Genomic DNA, 14,194 nt, shown 5'->3' on the forward strand with positions numbered 1-14,194 from the left:
CGCTAGCCTCCGATCCCGTGCCTGACGATCGCGACCGTTATGATCGCCGCCGTCATGAAGATGAACGTGGCCACGATCGAGCGGCCGGACAGCCGCGCGAAGCCGCAGACGCCGTGGCCCGAGGTGCAGCCATTGCCCATCCTTGTGCCGAACCCGACCAGAAGGCCCGCGATCGCAATCACCACGAGGCTCGTGTTCATCGCCGGTCGCGGCAGCGGTGCGCCGAACAGCGCCGCAATCAGGGGCGCTGCAATTAACCCCGCGATGAACGCGATGCGCCAGCGGCGGTCGGCGGTATCGGGCTGGAGCAAGCCGCCGACGATGCCGGTGACGCCGGCGACCCGCCCAGTCAGCAGCATCAAGAGCGCCGCGGCGAGGCCGATCAGTGCGCCGCCGAGTAGGCCGGAAACTGGGGTGAAATCGTGCATCGATGCGGCTCCCTGTTGCGCAAACTCCTCAGCGATGGCGCAAAGCGGCGGGCGCACATGCGCCGATGGTCGCGCGACCATGTGGGCGATGATAGACTCTGCGACAACATGAACAAGCGCAATCCCGCGTGTTTTGCCGGCATTTCGAGGTGCCGCCGCCCGGTCGGATTGCCGCGATTCGATCTGGAGAACTTCCCATGAAATTGTCATCCGCCGCCCGCGCCGTGCTGCTCGCGCTGGCGCTGCTCACCGGATCGTCCGCCGCGCTGGCCGACGAGGGCGCGGTGACGCTCGTCATCTTCAAGGGCGGCTGGGTCTTCGGCGGCTCCGCCGGCAAGGGTGTCCTGACCTTCCACGGCCAGACCTACGGGCTGACGGCCGGCGGGCTGGACTACGGCCTCGTGTTCGGCGGCTCCCAGACCACGTTGCAGGGGCGGGTGCGCAATATCCGCCGCGCCCAGGATATCGCCGGCGTCTATGCCGCGGCGGGCATGGGCGTTGCGCTCGGTGCCGGCGTGCGCGGCATCCTGCTGACCAACCAGAACGGCGCGGTGCTCGAACTGAGCGGCAAGCAGATCGGCCTGATGGCCAATGTCGACCTCAGCGGGCTTGCGATCACGTTGAAGGAATAGGGGCGGACTTCGCAGGATGGGTTTCGCTTCGCTCTACCCATCCTACGATTTCGCGATCCATTCAGCCAGCTCACGCCACGGCTGCAAGGTCCAGCTTCCCGATGCCGCACCCGACGGCGACGGCAACACGAACACGTCAGGAAAACCGCTGATCGGTGGCTGCCGTCCGAGCACAAGCGCACTGGTCGGCCTGTTGTAAAACAGGCTCGCCGCTTTCTTGCTGGTGAAGGCGATGGTCTTCGGCCGATATGTCTCGATCTTCGTCCTGAAGCCGATCACGTCGAACGAGCCCCGCGCGATCTCATGATCCATCCCGGCGCCGGTCTTGCAGAGATCGGTGAAGCCGATGCCGAGTGCGAGCAAGGCTGCAAAGTCGTCCGGCCGATAACGCCGCGGCGTGATGCCGGCCTCATGCAGCGCGCGCCAAAAGCGGTTGCCGGGATGCGCGTAGTAATGCCCGACCGCGGCCGAGCGCGTGCTGGCCGCGGTGCCGACGAAGACGAGGCGCAGATCGGCGCGGAGCTGGTCGGGGAGGCGGTGGCTGTCGCGGTCGGGCATTCGAGGGATCGTGGAGGTTGCCGTCGGTGTGACGGACCCGACCGCTACCATTTCGGCCGCTCTCGTCATATACCTCGGCAATGACCCGCGATGAATTAGTCGCCGCCTACACGGCGCCCGGCCGCCACTATCACAACCTCGCGCATATCGAGGACTGCCTCGCGGCGCTCGCGCGTGTCGACGGGCTCTCCGCGGCCGAACGCGAGATCCTGTCGGAAGCGATCCGGTGGCACGATGTGGTCTACGATCCGACCCGGCCGGACAATGAGGAGCGCAGCGCGCAGCTCGCCGAGCAACACGTGCGCGCCGGGATAGGAGACGAGGTCGGCCGCCTGATTCGCTTGACGAAGACGCACGACGTCCAAGTCGGCGATCGTCTCGGCGCGATCCTGATCTCGATCGACCTCAGCATCCTCGGCGCCGAGCCCGCGCGCTACGACGCCTATGCCGCGGCGATCCGGCAGGAGTTAATCCATGTCGGCGACGCCGACTATCGCGCCGGCCGCGCCAAGGTGCTTCGCCACTTCGCAGCACGCGAGGTGATTTTCCCCGATGCCGGTTTCGCCGCTGCATACGACGGCCGCGCCCGCGACAACCTCGCGCGCGAGCTGGCGGCGCTGGGCTGAGCGCTGTCGGTAAATCTCCCTGGCCCCGTTCTTACGGGGAGCGGGCCGGGGTGAGGGGGCTCTCACTGCATATGGCCTGCCTCCGCAGGGGCGCATGGACAAAATATCGAAAACAACCCCATGCACAGTAGCCGGCGGCGTGCCGGCATTCGACACGGCCACTTGACATGTCGGGCAACTCAGTGGCATTATTCTATTATTCCGAAGTACGTAGGCGCGCGCCTCACCCTGCGCTATGGGGCGTGTCCTGCCGCAAGCGGGGCGAGGTCGCGGCTCGATTCTCTGATCTCATCAGGTGCTAGCGCACCGGCTCCTTGATCTCGTCTTCGGCTGCCACCGTCTGCGCCGGCCCCGTCGCGCGCACCATCAAAAACGTTCCCGAGAACGCCGTGCCGCGGATGCTCCAGCGGCCGTCGATCTCGGTCGCGTCGGCATTGACCGCGCCTTCATAGTGGACGGTGTCGTAGCCGCAGCCCGGCGGCTCGTAGCGTTTGACGAACGACACCGTGCTGCCGGACCGCTGGCCCGCGAGCGAGGCGTTGTGGGTGCTGAGCGGGCAGCCCGGCATCGCGCAGGGTTCGGTCACGCTGCCGCCGAGCGCGCCGCCGGCGTCGATCAGCGTCGCCAGGAACGTGACCATGCCGGCTGGCTGAACATAGCTGCCGTCCCAGACGCCGGTGAGATTGTCGGTCATGGTGCTCGTCCGGATCTCGTGCGCCGAATTGCAGTGATCGATGTGGTGCAGGCAGCGCCTCAACGCAAGTCGCATGAGCGGAACGCACGTCGCGCCCGGTTGCCTGATCAGGCAAAAGGGTCTGTAATCCAGCCCAACAGATCAAGAAGAATTTTGGGAGCGGACATGACGGGAGAGGCGAAAACCCATTACGAGGTGATCGTGGTCGGCGCCGGCGTCGCCGGCATCTACCAGATCAAGCGGCTCGCCGATCTCGGCGTCGACGCCACCGTGCTGGAAGCCGCGCCCGATCTCGGCGGCACCTGGTACTGGAACCGCTATCCCGGCTGCCGTTTCGACTCGGAGAGTTACACCTACGGCTTCTCGTTCTCGCGCGAGCTGCTCGACGAATGGCACTGGAAGGAGCGCTTCTCCGGCCAGCCGGAGAATTTGCGCTACCTCAATTACGTCGCCGACAAGTTCGACCTCCGCAAGTACATGCAGTTCGGCTGCAAGGTCGAGGCGATGCAGTTCGACGCGACGCGCGATCTCTGGCAGCTCAAGCTTAGCGACGGCCGCACGTTGACCTGCCGCTTTGTCGTGCTGGGGATCGGCCTGCTCTCGGCGCCGACCATGCCGCGCGTGCCCGGCATTGACGACTTCAAGGGCCGCTCGTTCCATACCTACTACTGGCCGCACGAGCCGGTCGATCTCACGGGCAAGAAGGTCGCGGTGATCGGCACCGGCGCGACCGGCATTCAGGTGATCGGCGAGATCGCCGACAAGGTCGGCGAGCTCACGGTGTTCCAGCGCCGGCCGAACTGGAGCGCGCCGCTCAACAACTCCGAGATATCGGAAGCTGAAATGGCCGACATCCGCGCGCGCTATGACGAGATTTTCGCCGCCTGCGCGCTGACGCCGGGCAGTTTCGTGCACGGGCCCGACAAGCGCGGCTTCTACGAGGTGAGCCGCGAGGAGCGGCTTAAGCTGTGGGACAAGCTCTACGACGAACCCGGCTTCGGCATCTGGCTCGCAAACTTCCGCGAGATCTTCATGGACGAAGCCGCCAATGCGGAGCTGTCCGAATACATCGCCGATCGCATCCGCGGCCGCGTCAATGATCCGAAGGTCGCCGAAAAGCTGATCCCGAGGGATCACGGCTTCGGCGTGCAGCGCCTGCCGCTGGAGACAAGGTATTTCGAGGCCTACAACCGCGACAACGTGCATCTCGTCGATCTCTCCGAGACGCCGCTGGTGCGCGTCACCGAGACTGGCCTGCGCACCACGGCGCGCGACTACGAGTTCGACATCATCGTCTACGCCACCGGTTTCGATGCCATCACCGGCGCCTATGATCTGATCGACATCGAAGGCATCGGCGGCGAAAAGCTCGCCGACAAATGGAAGCACGCGCCATCGACCTTCCTCGGCATGATGGTCCACGGCTTCCCGAACCTGCTAATGCCGACCGGTCCGCAAAGCGCCTCCGCATCCACCAACTTCCCGCGCGGCATCGAGAACGGTGTCAACTGGTGCACCAATCTGCTGCAATACATGTGGGACCGCGGCCTGACCCGCGCCGACGCAACTCTTGAGGCACAGGAGCGCTGGACCGCGCATGTCGTCAAGATGTACGAGATCATGCTGATGCGCAAAGCCAAGTCGTGGTTCACCGGCTACAACTCCAACGTCGCTGGCCACGAGGAGGGGACGGTGCGCTACTTCGTCTACAACGGCGGCACGCCGAAGTTCTTGGGGATCATCAACGGCGTGGCGGCGGAGGGGTATCGGGAGATTGAGTTTGGGGTGGGGACGAGTGGGCTGTGGGCAGTCGGTCGCGGCTAGCGTGTCGTCATAGACGTTCTGTAGCGGTCTTGCAGTCCGCATATGCGGACACTCTTGACCCGGGATGTCGCTTTCGCTCATCCGGGCTAAGCAGCTAACTCACGCAGAAGTCATAGCTCGAGGAGCCGTCGGTTGAAGCATATTTTACAACAACTTAAGATTTAAGTAATCTGTGGACTACCTTTTTACTTCAAAGATTCGATCGGAGGGGCTTATGGCAAGGAAGCGGAAAGTGGTTGAACCTCGCTATGCAGTTAACGTTTCGATGCAAGCGTGGGACATCGCGAAAGCTGGCGCAGCAATTAGCCTTAGAGTACGTGGACGAGGAGGACTACTGCTCGGTACCATTGAGATTGGACAAGGCACCTTCGGCTGGAAGAGTGCGCGCGGAAAAAGCGGCTTCAGGCGTTTCCCGTGGAAGGAATTTGCCGCAATGCTCGACAACAACTCCTAGTGCGTAGGGGGCTAGAGTTCATTCTCTTCGACTATGTCGTGACAGGAGTATGCTTTCTCGAACCTTCCCGAGAATAGCGTCGCGCATGGCGCGAACGGAGGGTTTGCTAGATGGAAACGTGACGCCGACCTCCTTCGCAATGGCAAATAGATCTGCGCTAGCTTGGCGCGCAAGATAGGTTTCCGCTTCCGAAGTGGCGCCGGACGATGCAAGATTGACAATGCGATCAAATTTCCCAAGAGCCTGTTCGGAGGAAAGCGTACTAGTTTTCAAGGCTGAATTTGCCGTGCGTCGATCATTCAAAGTCTTGGCTGCCTGGGGAAAGGCTCCTTTGACGCGGGCTTCGATGCGGGCCAGTTGAGAGCTAATCGTTTTCAGGGTTCGCCTGAGCTCTCCGCATTCCTCAAGTAGTTTCAGGACTTCCTCGTCAGTGTTTCGGAATCCAGATTCAGTCGTCACTTCATAGCTCCCAAGCAAGCATCCCAAAGTCTCTGGAAGTCCCCCACTAGTTCCGACGGAACGCCACCACCTGTGATGGCCCGCTTTATGCCAACTCTTTCGCGAACCCAGGCTTCGTCAAAGAAGGCCGCACGAATTCCGTGCTCTTTGTTCGCTCGATTACATATCTGCTCAATCTGCCTCATATAAAACGTGGTCTCCTTGGTAGGAGCATTTGCCCAAGTCTTGGTCTTGTTCATAAAAACCGCGATTTGAGGCGTCGGATGGGGTTCAATTCGCATCTTGAGGGAATTCAATAGCAAGCTGACGCCTCTCGATGCAAAGAAGTCTGGATTAACAGGTATGAGAACCAAATCGCAGCACGAAAGTACGCTGTACGACAACAGCGTAAATGAAGGAGGGCAATCGAAGAGAACGTAGTCGTACTCCGTGACTTTATTGGAGTGCTCAATCTTTCCTAGCAGTCGCCGCATAAAGTCCTTCATTTGATCGCGGTCGAAGAGTTCGAGTTCTAGCCAATAGAGATCCTCCACGGACGGAACGAAGTGAAGTCCCTTGGTTATTTGATAGATAAAATCGTACGCGATTGGGAAATTGAAATGGGCGCCCGGCTTAGTGTATTGATCGATTGCGTCGAAGACTGTTCTTCGATCTGTGACACATTTGTCGTACCAAGTCCCAAAGGCGGCGTGCAGCGAGCCGCTGTCTTCGTTCAGACCCACAGCTTGAGTCAGAGACATCTGCGCGTCGAGGTCAAACATTAGAACGCTCGCATTGGAGTAAGTTGCGAGGGTGTCCGCAAGGCACCACGTAACCGTTGTTTTTCCAACGCCGCCCTTGAAATTGATTGTAGCAATCGTCTTGGGACTCTTGTTGCCAGCCATAGCCTCCCCCAAAATGCAGTATGCTTTGAAAAATGGAAGCATTGCGGAAAATAAGCCGACCGGCAACCAAAAGTTGCCGGTCGGCGAGGTTTCCTCTTGAGGACAGTTGCGAGACCCTTCACAACACCCTGTTACTCTCGTTCACCTTCTCCGCGTCGAGATACACGCTCTCGCCCATCTCCTTGAACTTGGCGCTCATCTGCGCCATGCCCTGTTCCTTGTCGTTCAGCGTCGCGGCGTAATCCCGCACGTCCTGGGTGATCTTCATTGAGCAGAACTTCGGGCCGTACATTGAGCAGAAATGCGCGACCGTGGCGTTGCACGCATAGCTTGACTTTTTGACTTTATGCCACCATTGTTTAGGGGTTCCCGTGAGGGAATCACCGCCGGACGGCGGTGTTCACGCCCGGAAGGGCAAAGTTGGACCGAACCGGTTTCGGTCGTCAGTCGCTGAAAAGCGGACGCTTGATCACCTGTGATAGGTGGGGCCAGCGTAACGTGATCCTGTGCCTGTACGGCAAGACCGGTTCTCTTTTGATGGACAAAGAGAACCATGAATACCACCTCCCCCTACAAGACGATCATCAGATTTGAACAGGCCGCCGAACAGGCTGATGGCCCGATTAAGCGGGTTATTGGGTTTGTGCCGGCTCGCAATATCTTGAGCTTGTTCGACGATGCGACGCTCGATGCAAACCCCCGCTCGGCCAAAGCGAACGGGGTCGTTGCGGATATCATCGGGAGCGTTCGCGATACGCCTGAGATCTTTCAGTTTAAGACCAAAGGCATTCTTTTGGGGACGTCAGACTTTACAGAACTTGATCGCAAACGTTACGAGCTGAACTTCGCCGATCCGGCCTACGAGGGGTTGTTGGATGGTGGTCACAACATGTTGGCTCTCGGCACCTTTATTCTCAGTCATGTGATGGATGAGAAGGAGGTTAAAAAGCTGAAGCTCTGGGAAGACATGAAAGCTGCATGGCTTGCTCACCGCGACGAGGTGTATGCCATGCGGGATCAATTCAACTTCAAGGTCCCGGTCGAACTGCTCTTGCCCTCAAACCCCGACGACGAAGGGACGGTGAACGACTTTCGGCTGGCGTTGATCGAGATTTGTGCTGCTCGCAACAACAATGCGCAGCTCACCACAGAGGCTAAGGCCAATCAACGGGGCTTCTATGAGGAGATTCGCAAGCGTATGCCCAAATATCTTGCCGACCGGATTGAGTGGAAGACGAATGAGTGGGGCAGTGATGACAATCGTCCGATCAAGGCTAGGGATCTGATTGCCTTGGCTTGGATCCCGCTTACAAACTTGAGCGATGCCGGATTGCTTCCGACGCAAACGGAAAAGGGATCGCCGCTTAACTTCTCGGTGCTGCCCCAGAACATTTACCGAAACAAGGGGGAGCTTTCGATGCTCTTTGATAAGTTGATGGAGCATCCGGCGGTATCGAAGCAGAAGAATGGTCCTCAGTACGAAATGCATAATCCCGCAATCGGGAGCGCGTTTGACGTTCTGTCGGTTCTGCCCGCGCTTTACGACAAGATCTTTGTCGAAATGGGTGACGCATATAACAAGTCAACCAATGGAAAATTTGGCAAGATCAGCGCAGTCAAGGTCCCCAAGAAGGGGAGCGCATATTCTCCCTTCACGCAACAGCCCTCCAAATTTGGCGTTCCTGATGGCTTCGTTCTTCCCATCCTCTACGGATTGAAGGCGCTAATGGAGATTAGCGACGGAAAGATCCGTTGGCTGACGGATCCGGAAGCTTTCCTTGATCGCCATATGAAAATCTTGGTCGGCGCTTTCAAAATGCCCATGGAGATGGCGGGATTCGACCCTCAGAAGGTCGCCAAGAGCGAGAACTCGTACTTGTTCATGGTAGGCGAGTTTGAAAAGCAGCTGATCAAGGAACAGGCGGCCGAGTGAGGTTTATTGGTCCGGCCTAGATTTCGTGGATGTTGGCCCGACGGAGTTGTCACCGTCGGGCCAACGCTGTGCCTCACAACACCCGATTGCTCTCCTTCACCTTATCCGCGTCGAGATACAGGTTCTCGCCCATCTCCTTGAACTTGGCGCTCATCGTCGCCATGCCGTCTTCGATGGTGCCTGAGATCGACGCCCCGACGCCGGGCGGATCGTTCAGCGTCGCCGCGTAATCCCGGACGTCCTGAGTGATCCTCATCGAGCAGAATTTCGGGCCGCACATCGAGCAGAATGCGCGACTTTGTGGGCTTCCTTCGGCAGGGTCTCGTCGCCACTCAATCGGAGGCCTCCGGCTAACCCACCCTACGGACTGGCGACCCGCATGAGCGCGCGATGTGCGGGACACGCTCAACCCCGGATGCCGCTTCGCTCATCCGGGCTCGCTTGAGCACGCGGTCTGACATTCCGGAGTTAAGCCGCCGCTAAAGCGCGATGAGATCAGGTTGAATCGTCGTCGCGCTTTAGCTCTTTGTTTGAGCATGATCTTTCCGGAAAACCGCTTCGCACTTTTCCGGATCATGCTTTAGGTCATGACCTGCTCGATCCATGACATCACCGCTCTGACGCGCGCCAAATGCTTGAGATCGGGATGGACGATCAGCCACATTTCGCGAGAGAGAACAGGCCTTGCGCCGCTCAAACGATACAGCTCAGGAATCTTATCCGCTATGCGGCAGGGCAGCAGCGACCGGCCCAAACCGGCGCGAACCGCATGGAGGGCCAAGTCCGAGTCATTGACCCTAACAGATGCTTCCGATTCCGGATCCGATGCCATCGCTTTCGCCATCCAACGCGTGTGCGGCAAGTGAGACCACGTGGCGTCATATGTGATCCAAGGCAAAGCATGGTTCACATTCGACATGGCGTAGACCGCGTAATCGAACATGGCGACCCGACGCGCGACCAGGCGACACTCGCTATCCGGTCGCGCCATCCGCAAGGCGACGTCGGCCTCGCGGTTCGTCACACTGAGATTGCGGGGGTCGGCGGCAAGTTCGATCTGCAACCGTCCGTGCGATCGCAGGAAAGCCGGAAGTGCGGGGATCAGAATATGGTTTAGCAGCAGCGGCATTGCCGTCACGCGCACTTTGCCGGCTTCAACCCTGTCGGCATTCGTCACGCTCTCCTTGACCGCGTCGACATCAAGCTCGATGCGCTCGGCTCGGCTGATGACGATTTGGCCGCAGCTGGTCGGCGTCAGAATGCCTGCGTTGTGCTCAAACAAACGCGCTTTCAACAGCTCTTCAACCCGCGCAATGCGCCGAGCGACTGTGGTTGTATTGACGCCAAGCTTCTTCGCCGCGCCCGAGATGCGGCGCGTGCGCGCCAAGGAGAGAACGTATCGCAGATCGTCCCAATCGAGCTCCTGCATTTTTGCAGTTTACTACAGCATGGTTGCCAATCGAGCAGCATTTTTTCTGGTGGTAGATTTAGCGCGGGAATGTGTATCGCAAGCCGAAAGGAGGAGCCATGTCGGCCGCGCTGTCCCATAGGAGGTTGCTCACATCAGTCATGTTCGCTTCGGCAACCCATATCGCGTTGCTCTCAACGCCGGTTTTTGCCGATGAGAATCAAGGCACGAAGCCGATCCAAGATCCGATTACGGGTAAGGAGAATCTTGGAGATTTGAGCGAGCCTCAGCAGGCGTTGGTCCAATTCTACCGCGCCTTCAATACTCGCGATCTGAAGATGATCGACGACAACTTTGCCCATTCCGAAGAGGTCGCCATTGACAATCCTCTCGGAGGAATTCGGCGAGGGATGGATGTGCCGCACAAAATGTACGAGGGGATATTCAAGAGCCCGGCGGACGTTCACGTCGAATTTTGGGACTACACAATCCATCGTGCCGGCGATGTATTCTGGGCTGTAGGACGTGAGCGCGGCACGTACCATGATGGCGATGCCGTCAAGAATCTCAACATTCGCACGACACGCATTTATCAACTGACCAATGGTCGCTGGCGGCAGATGCACCATCACGGCTCAATTGAAGATGCTGGGCTTCTTGGCGACTATCAGAACGCCGTGCGTTCGGCGTCGTCCAGGACGCAGTAGCACAGACGGGGGCCTCGCCAAAAAAAAGCCGGGCCCTCGCCCGGCTTTTTGTCCCGGATGGATGCCCGGGTCATCCAGCACGAAGACGCGCTTCGCACTTTTGCTCGGGCATGACGAGCGGAAGGGTCACAACACCCGATTGCTCTCCTTCACCTTGTCCGCATCGAGATACAGGTTCTCGCCCATCTCCTTGAACTTGGCGCTCATCGTCGCCATGCCGTCCTCGATGGTGCCTGAGATCGACGCCCCGACGCCGGTCGGATCGTTCAGCGTCGCCGCGTAATCCCGCACGTCCTGGGTGATCTTCATCGAGCAGAATTTCGGGCCACACATCGAGCAGAAATGCGCGACCTTGTGGGCTTCCTTCGGCAGCGTCTCGTCGTGGAAGTTCTTCGCGGTCTCGGGATCGAGGCCGAGGTTGAACTGGTCCTGCCAGCGGAAGTCGAAGCGGGCGCGGGAGAGCGCATCGTCGCGGAGCTGCGCGGCGGGGTGGCCCTTGGCCAAGTCAGCCGCGTGGGCCGCGATCTTGTAGGTGATGACGCCGACCTTGACGTCGTTGCGGTCGGGCAGGCCCAGATGCTCCTTCGGCGTGACGTAGCAGAGCATCGCGCAGCCGAACCAGCCGATCATCGCGGCACCAATGCCCGAGGTGATGTGGTCATAGCCCGGCGCGATGTCGGTGGTCAGCGGGCCCAACGTATAGAACGGCGCCTCGCCGCATTCCTTGAGCTGCTTGTCCATGTTGATCTTGATCTTGTGCATCGGCACGTGGCCGGGGCCCTCGATCATGACCTGGCAGCCCTTGTCCCACGCGATCTTCGTCAATTCGCCGAGCGTCTCCAGTTCGGCGAACTGGGCGCGGTCGTTGGCGTCGGCGATCGAGCCGGGGCGCAGGCCGTCGCCGAGCGAGAACGAGACGTCATACTTGCGCATGAGGTCGCAAATCTCGTCGAAATGGGTGTAGAGGAAGCTCTCCTTGTGATGCGCGAGGCACCACTTCGCCATGATCGAGCCGCCGCGCGACACGATGCCGGTGACGCGGTTGGCGGTGAGGTGGATGTAGGACAGCCGCACGCCGGCGTGGATGGTGAAATAGTCGACGCCCTGTTCGCACTGCTCGATCAGGGTGTCCTTGTAGAGTTCCCAGGTCAGCTTGACCGGATCGCCTTCGCACTTCTCCAGCGCCTGATAAATGGGAACGGTGCCAATCGGCACCGGCGAATTGCGCAGAATCCATTCACGGGTGGTGTGGATGTTGCGGCCGGTCGAGAGGTCCATCACGGTGTCGGCGCCCCAGCGGATCGCCCACACCATCTTGTCCACCTCTTCCTCGACCGACGAGGTCACCGCCGAGTTGCCGATATTGGCGTTGATCTTGGTCAGGAAGTTGCGGCCGATGATCATCGGCTCGAGCTCGGCATGGTTGATGTTGGACGGGATGATGGCGCGGCCGCGCGCGATCTCGTCGCGGACGAATTCCGGCGTGATGAAGGCCGGCACCGAGGCGCCAAAACTTTCGCCGTCGGCAAGCGCGGCTTCCGCGCGCTCGAGCTGTTGCTTGCGGCCGAGATTCTCGCGCTCGGCGACGTAGATCATCTCCTTGGTGATGATGCCGGCGCGGGCGAATTCGAGCTGGGTGATCCTGTGGCCGTCGAGGCCGCGCAAGGGCTTGTGATGCGCGGTGAACGCCTTGGCGGCGTGGGATGCGCCGACATTGCCGTTGTCCTCCGGCTTGATGGTGCGGCCTTCATACTCCTCGACGCCGCCGCGCTCCTTGACCCAAGCGAGGCGATTGCGCGGTAGGCCGCTGTTGACGTCGATCGTCACGGCCGGATCGGTGTAGGGGCCGGAGGTGTCGTAGACCGGCAGGTTGGGCTCGCCGGCGCCTTCCGACAGGATGATCTCGCGCAGCGGCACGCGCACGTCCGGCGCGGCGGCGGGCGTCGCGAAGATCTTGCGCGAGGCGGGCAGCGAGCCTGTGGTGACGGCGGGGAGCGTGGTGTCGGGGTTGGAGCGGATGTTCATGAGGGATCCTCCGTTTTAATTCGTGTGCGAAATGTTGACCTCGTCACCCTGAGGTGCGCGCTCTTGCGCGCCTCGAAGGGTCGACGAGCCGGGCCGTCGCCCTTCGAGGGCCGCTGAAGAAGCGGCCACCTCAGGGTGACGGTGAACGGGTGTTGGTGCTCTCATCACGCGGCCTCCGCGCTGAGGCCGAGCCATTGCCGCACCCGCGCGTCGGGGTCGGCGTTCTGGGTGACGTCACTGACGACGGCGATCGAGTCGGCGCCGGCGGCGAAGATCTCGGCCGCGTGCTCGAACTTGATGCCGCCGATCGCGACAAGCGGGATCGCGCCGATCCGCTTCTTCCACTCGGTGATCTTCGGAATGCCCTGCGGCTCGAACCGCATCGACTTCAGCGTGGTGAAGAAGATCGGGCCGAGCGCGACATAGTCCGGCTTTGCGGCAAGCGCGGTCGCAAGCTCGGCGTCGTCATGGGTGGAGACGCCGAGCGTGAGCCGCGCTTTACGGATCTCGGCGAGATCGGCATCGGCGAGGTCTTCTTGGCCGAGATGCAGATGCTCGGCGCCGGCGACGATCGCCGCGCGCCAGTAATCGTTGACCACGAGTTTTGTGCCCGTGCCCTTGGTCACGGCCAGCGCATCGCTGACGATCTGCAACGCCCCGGCATCGTCGAGCTCTTTCGCGCGCAGCTGGATGGTGCCGACGCCGAGCTTGGTCAGTCGCTCGACCCATTTGATGCTGTCGACGACGGGATAGAACGGATCAGGATACGGCATGCCAGAACGGGGTCCCAACGACAGGGGTGGAGGGGGAGGCGAAATCGCGGGCTTCCATCAGCCCGGCTTCGTAGGCGGTGCGGCCGGCCTCGACGCCGAGGCGGAAGGCATTGGCCATCGCGACCGGATCGGCGGCTTTCGCCACTGCGGTGTTGAGCAGCACGGCGTCATAGCCGAGCTCGAGCGCCTGCGCCGCATGCGACGGCGCGCCAAGTCCGGCGTCGACCACCAGCGTGATGTCGGGCAGGCGGTCGCGCAGCAGTTTCAGCGCATCGCGGTTGGTGATGCCCTTTGCACTTCCGATCGGCGCTGCCCACGGCATCACCACCTTGCAGCCGGCCTCGACCAGCCGCGATGCGACCGAGAGATCCTCGGTGCAATAGGGGAACACCTCAAAGCCGTCCTTGACCAGGATGGTGGCGGCCTCGACCAGGCCGACCACGTCGGGCTGCAGCGTGTCGTTGTCCGCGATCACCTCGAGCTTGATCCAGGGCGTGCCGAACAATTCGCGCGCCAGCTTTGCCGTGGTCACCGCCTCGCGCACGCTGCGGCAGCCCGCGGTGTTCGGCAGCACGGTGACGCCGAGCTCGCGGATCAGCGACCAGAATGCATCGCCGGTCTTGCCGCCCGCGGCTTCTCGGCGGAGTGATACGGTGACGATGCTGGCGCCGGAGGCGCGGATTGCGCCCTGCATGATCGCGGGCGAGGCGTACAGCGCGGTGCCGATCAGCAGGCGGGAGGGGAAGGATTTGCCGTAGAAATTCACCATGTCCGGGGTGTCTCCTCAAA

Annotated in this window: 14 protein-coding genes and 2 pseudogenes; 5 read left to right on the forward strand and 11 right to left on the reverse strand. The window is 60.8% G+C overall.

Annotated elements, in window-relative coordinates; all coding sequences use genetic code 11:
• Positions 1-2: 2 nt before the first annotated feature.
• Complete coding sequence (locus XH92_RS13030; RefSeq protein WP_371818002.1) at positions 3-638, reverse strand: YeeE/YedE family protein; 636 nt, start codon at positions 636-638, stop codon at positions 3-5.
• Between XH92_RS13030 and XH92_RS13035 the strand changes: the two genes are divergently transcribed.
• Positions 626-1,060, forward strand: a complete 435-nt coding sequence (locus XH92_RS13035) for a hypothetical protein (protein ID WP_194459566.1) — start codon at positions 626-628, stop codon at positions 1,058-1,060. The genes XH92_RS13030 and XH92_RS13035 overlap by 13 nt on opposite strands.
• Positions 1,061-1,102: 42 nt before the next feature.
• Here XH92_RS13035 and XH92_RS13040 read toward each other — a convergent pair whose 3' ends face one another.
• Complete coding sequence (locus XH92_RS13040; RefSeq protein WP_194459567.1) at positions 1,103-1,618, reverse strand: mismatch-specific DNA-glycosylase; 516 nt, start codon at positions 1,616-1,618, stop codon at positions 1,103-1,105.
• A gap of 80 nt (positions 1,619-1,698) precedes the next feature.
• On the opposite strand from XH92_RS13040, the gene XH92_RS13045 reads away from it, so the two are divergent.
• Positions 1,699-2,244 (forward strand): phosphohydrolase, encoded by a 546-nt coding sequence (locus tag XH92_RS13045; RefSeq protein ID WP_194459568.1) that lies wholly within the window; start codon positions 1,699-1,701, stop codon positions 2,242-2,244.
• A 298-nt stretch (positions 2,245-2,542) separates the two neighbouring features.
• Here XH92_RS13045 and XH92_RS13050 read toward each other — a convergent pair whose 3' ends face one another.
• Positions 2,543-2,938, reverse strand: coding sequence for a hypothetical protein (locus XH92_RS13050; RefSeq protein ID WP_194459569.1), 396 nt, complete (start codon positions 2,936-2,938; stop codon positions 2,543-2,545).
• A 165-nt stretch (positions 2,939-3,103) separates the two neighbouring features.
• Between XH92_RS13050 and XH92_RS13055 the strand changes: the two genes are divergently transcribed.
• Entirely contained in the window at positions 3,104-4,762 is a 1,659-nt protein-coding gene (locus XH92_RS13055; RefSeq protein WP_194459570.1) for an NAD(P)/FAD-dependent oxidoreductase, read from the forward strand.
• 472 nt (positions 4,763-5,234) lie between these two features.
• On the opposite strand, the gene XH92_RS13060 is transcribed toward XH92_RS13055, so the two are convergent.
• The 3 genes and pseudogenes from XH92_RS13060 to XH92_RS13070 form a co-directional block, all read right to left on the reverse strand.
• Entirely contained in the window at positions 5,235-5,675 is a 441-nt protein-coding gene (locus tag XH92_RS13060; RefSeq protein ID WP_194459571.1) for a hypothetical protein, read from the reverse strand.
• Positions 5,672-6,559 (reverse strand): ParA family protein, encoded by an 888-nt coding sequence (locus tag XH92_RS13065; protein WP_194459572.1) that lies wholly within the window; start codon positions 6,557-6,559, stop codon positions 5,672-5,674. Before XH92_RS13065 ends, XH92_RS13060 begins: the two co-directional genes overlap by 4 nt.
• A 118-nt stretch (positions 6,560-6,677) precedes the next feature.
• A pseudogene (locus tag XH92_RS13070) lies at positions 6,678-6,869 on the reverse strand (hypothetical protein); the annotation flags it as partial.
• Between the two features lie 243 nt (positions 6,870-7,112).
• Between XH92_RS13070 and XH92_RS13075 the strand changes: the two are divergent.
• Complete coding sequence (locus XH92_RS13075) at positions 7,113-8,492, forward strand: hypothetical protein (RefSeq protein ID WP_194459573.1); 1,380 nt, start codon at positions 7,113-7,115, stop codon at positions 8,490-8,492.
• A gap of 73 nt (positions 8,493-8,565) precedes the next feature.
• Here the strand turns inward: XH92_RS13075 and XH92_RS13080 are convergent.
• Positions 8,566-8,819 (reverse strand): annotated as a pseudogene (locus tag XH92_RS13080) (phosphomethylpyrimidine synthase); the annotation flags it as partial.
• A gap of 253 nt (positions 8,820-9,072) precedes the next feature.
• Positions 9,073-9,921: a LysR family transcriptional regulator gene (locus XH92_RS13085; RefSeq protein ID WP_194459574.1), complete on the reverse strand. Its 849-nt coding sequence runs from the start codon at positions 9,919-9,921 to the stop codon at positions 9,073-9,075.
• 98 nt (positions 9,922-10,019) lie between these two features.
• Between XH92_RS13085 and XH92_RS13090 the strand changes: the two genes are divergently transcribed.
• Positions 10,020-10,607, forward strand: coding sequence for a nuclear transport factor 2 family protein (locus XH92_RS13090; RefSeq protein WP_210345552.1), 588 nt, complete (start codon positions 10,020-10,022; stop codon positions 10,605-10,607).
• A gap of 126 nt (positions 10,608-10,733) precedes the next feature.
• Here XH92_RS13090 and thiC read toward each other — a convergent pair whose 3' ends face one another.
• The 3 genes from thiC to XH92_RS13105 form a co-directional block, all read right to left on the reverse strand.
• On the reverse strand, positions 10,734-12,632 hold the full coding sequence (gene thiC / locus XH92_RS13095) for a phosphomethylpyrimidine synthase ThiC (protein ID WP_194459575.1): 1,899 nt from the start codon (positions 12,630-12,632) through the stop codon (positions 10,734-10,736).
• 164 nt (positions 12,633-12,796) lie between these two features.
• Positions 12,797-13,405 carry a thiamine phosphate synthase gene (locus XH92_RS13100; RefSeq protein ID WP_194459576.1) on the reverse strand — a complete coding sequence of 203 codons (609 nt, stop codon included), beginning with the start codon at positions 13,403-13,405 and terminating at the stop codon, positions 12,797-12,799.
• On the reverse strand, positions 13,392-14,174 hold the full coding sequence (locus XH92_RS13105) for a thiazole synthase (RefSeq protein WP_194459577.1): 783 nt from the start codon (positions 14,172-14,174) through the stop codon (positions 13,392-13,394). Before XH92_RS13105 ends, XH92_RS13100 begins: the two co-directional genes overlap by 14 nt.
• Between the last annotated feature and the right edge of the window lie 20 nt (positions 14,175-14,194).

The sequence above is a fragment of the Bradyrhizobium sp. CCBAU 53421 genome, from assembly GCF_015291625.1.
Classification (GTDB): Bacteria; Pseudomonadota; Alphaproteobacteria; order Rhizobiales; family Xanthobacteraceae; genus Bradyrhizobium.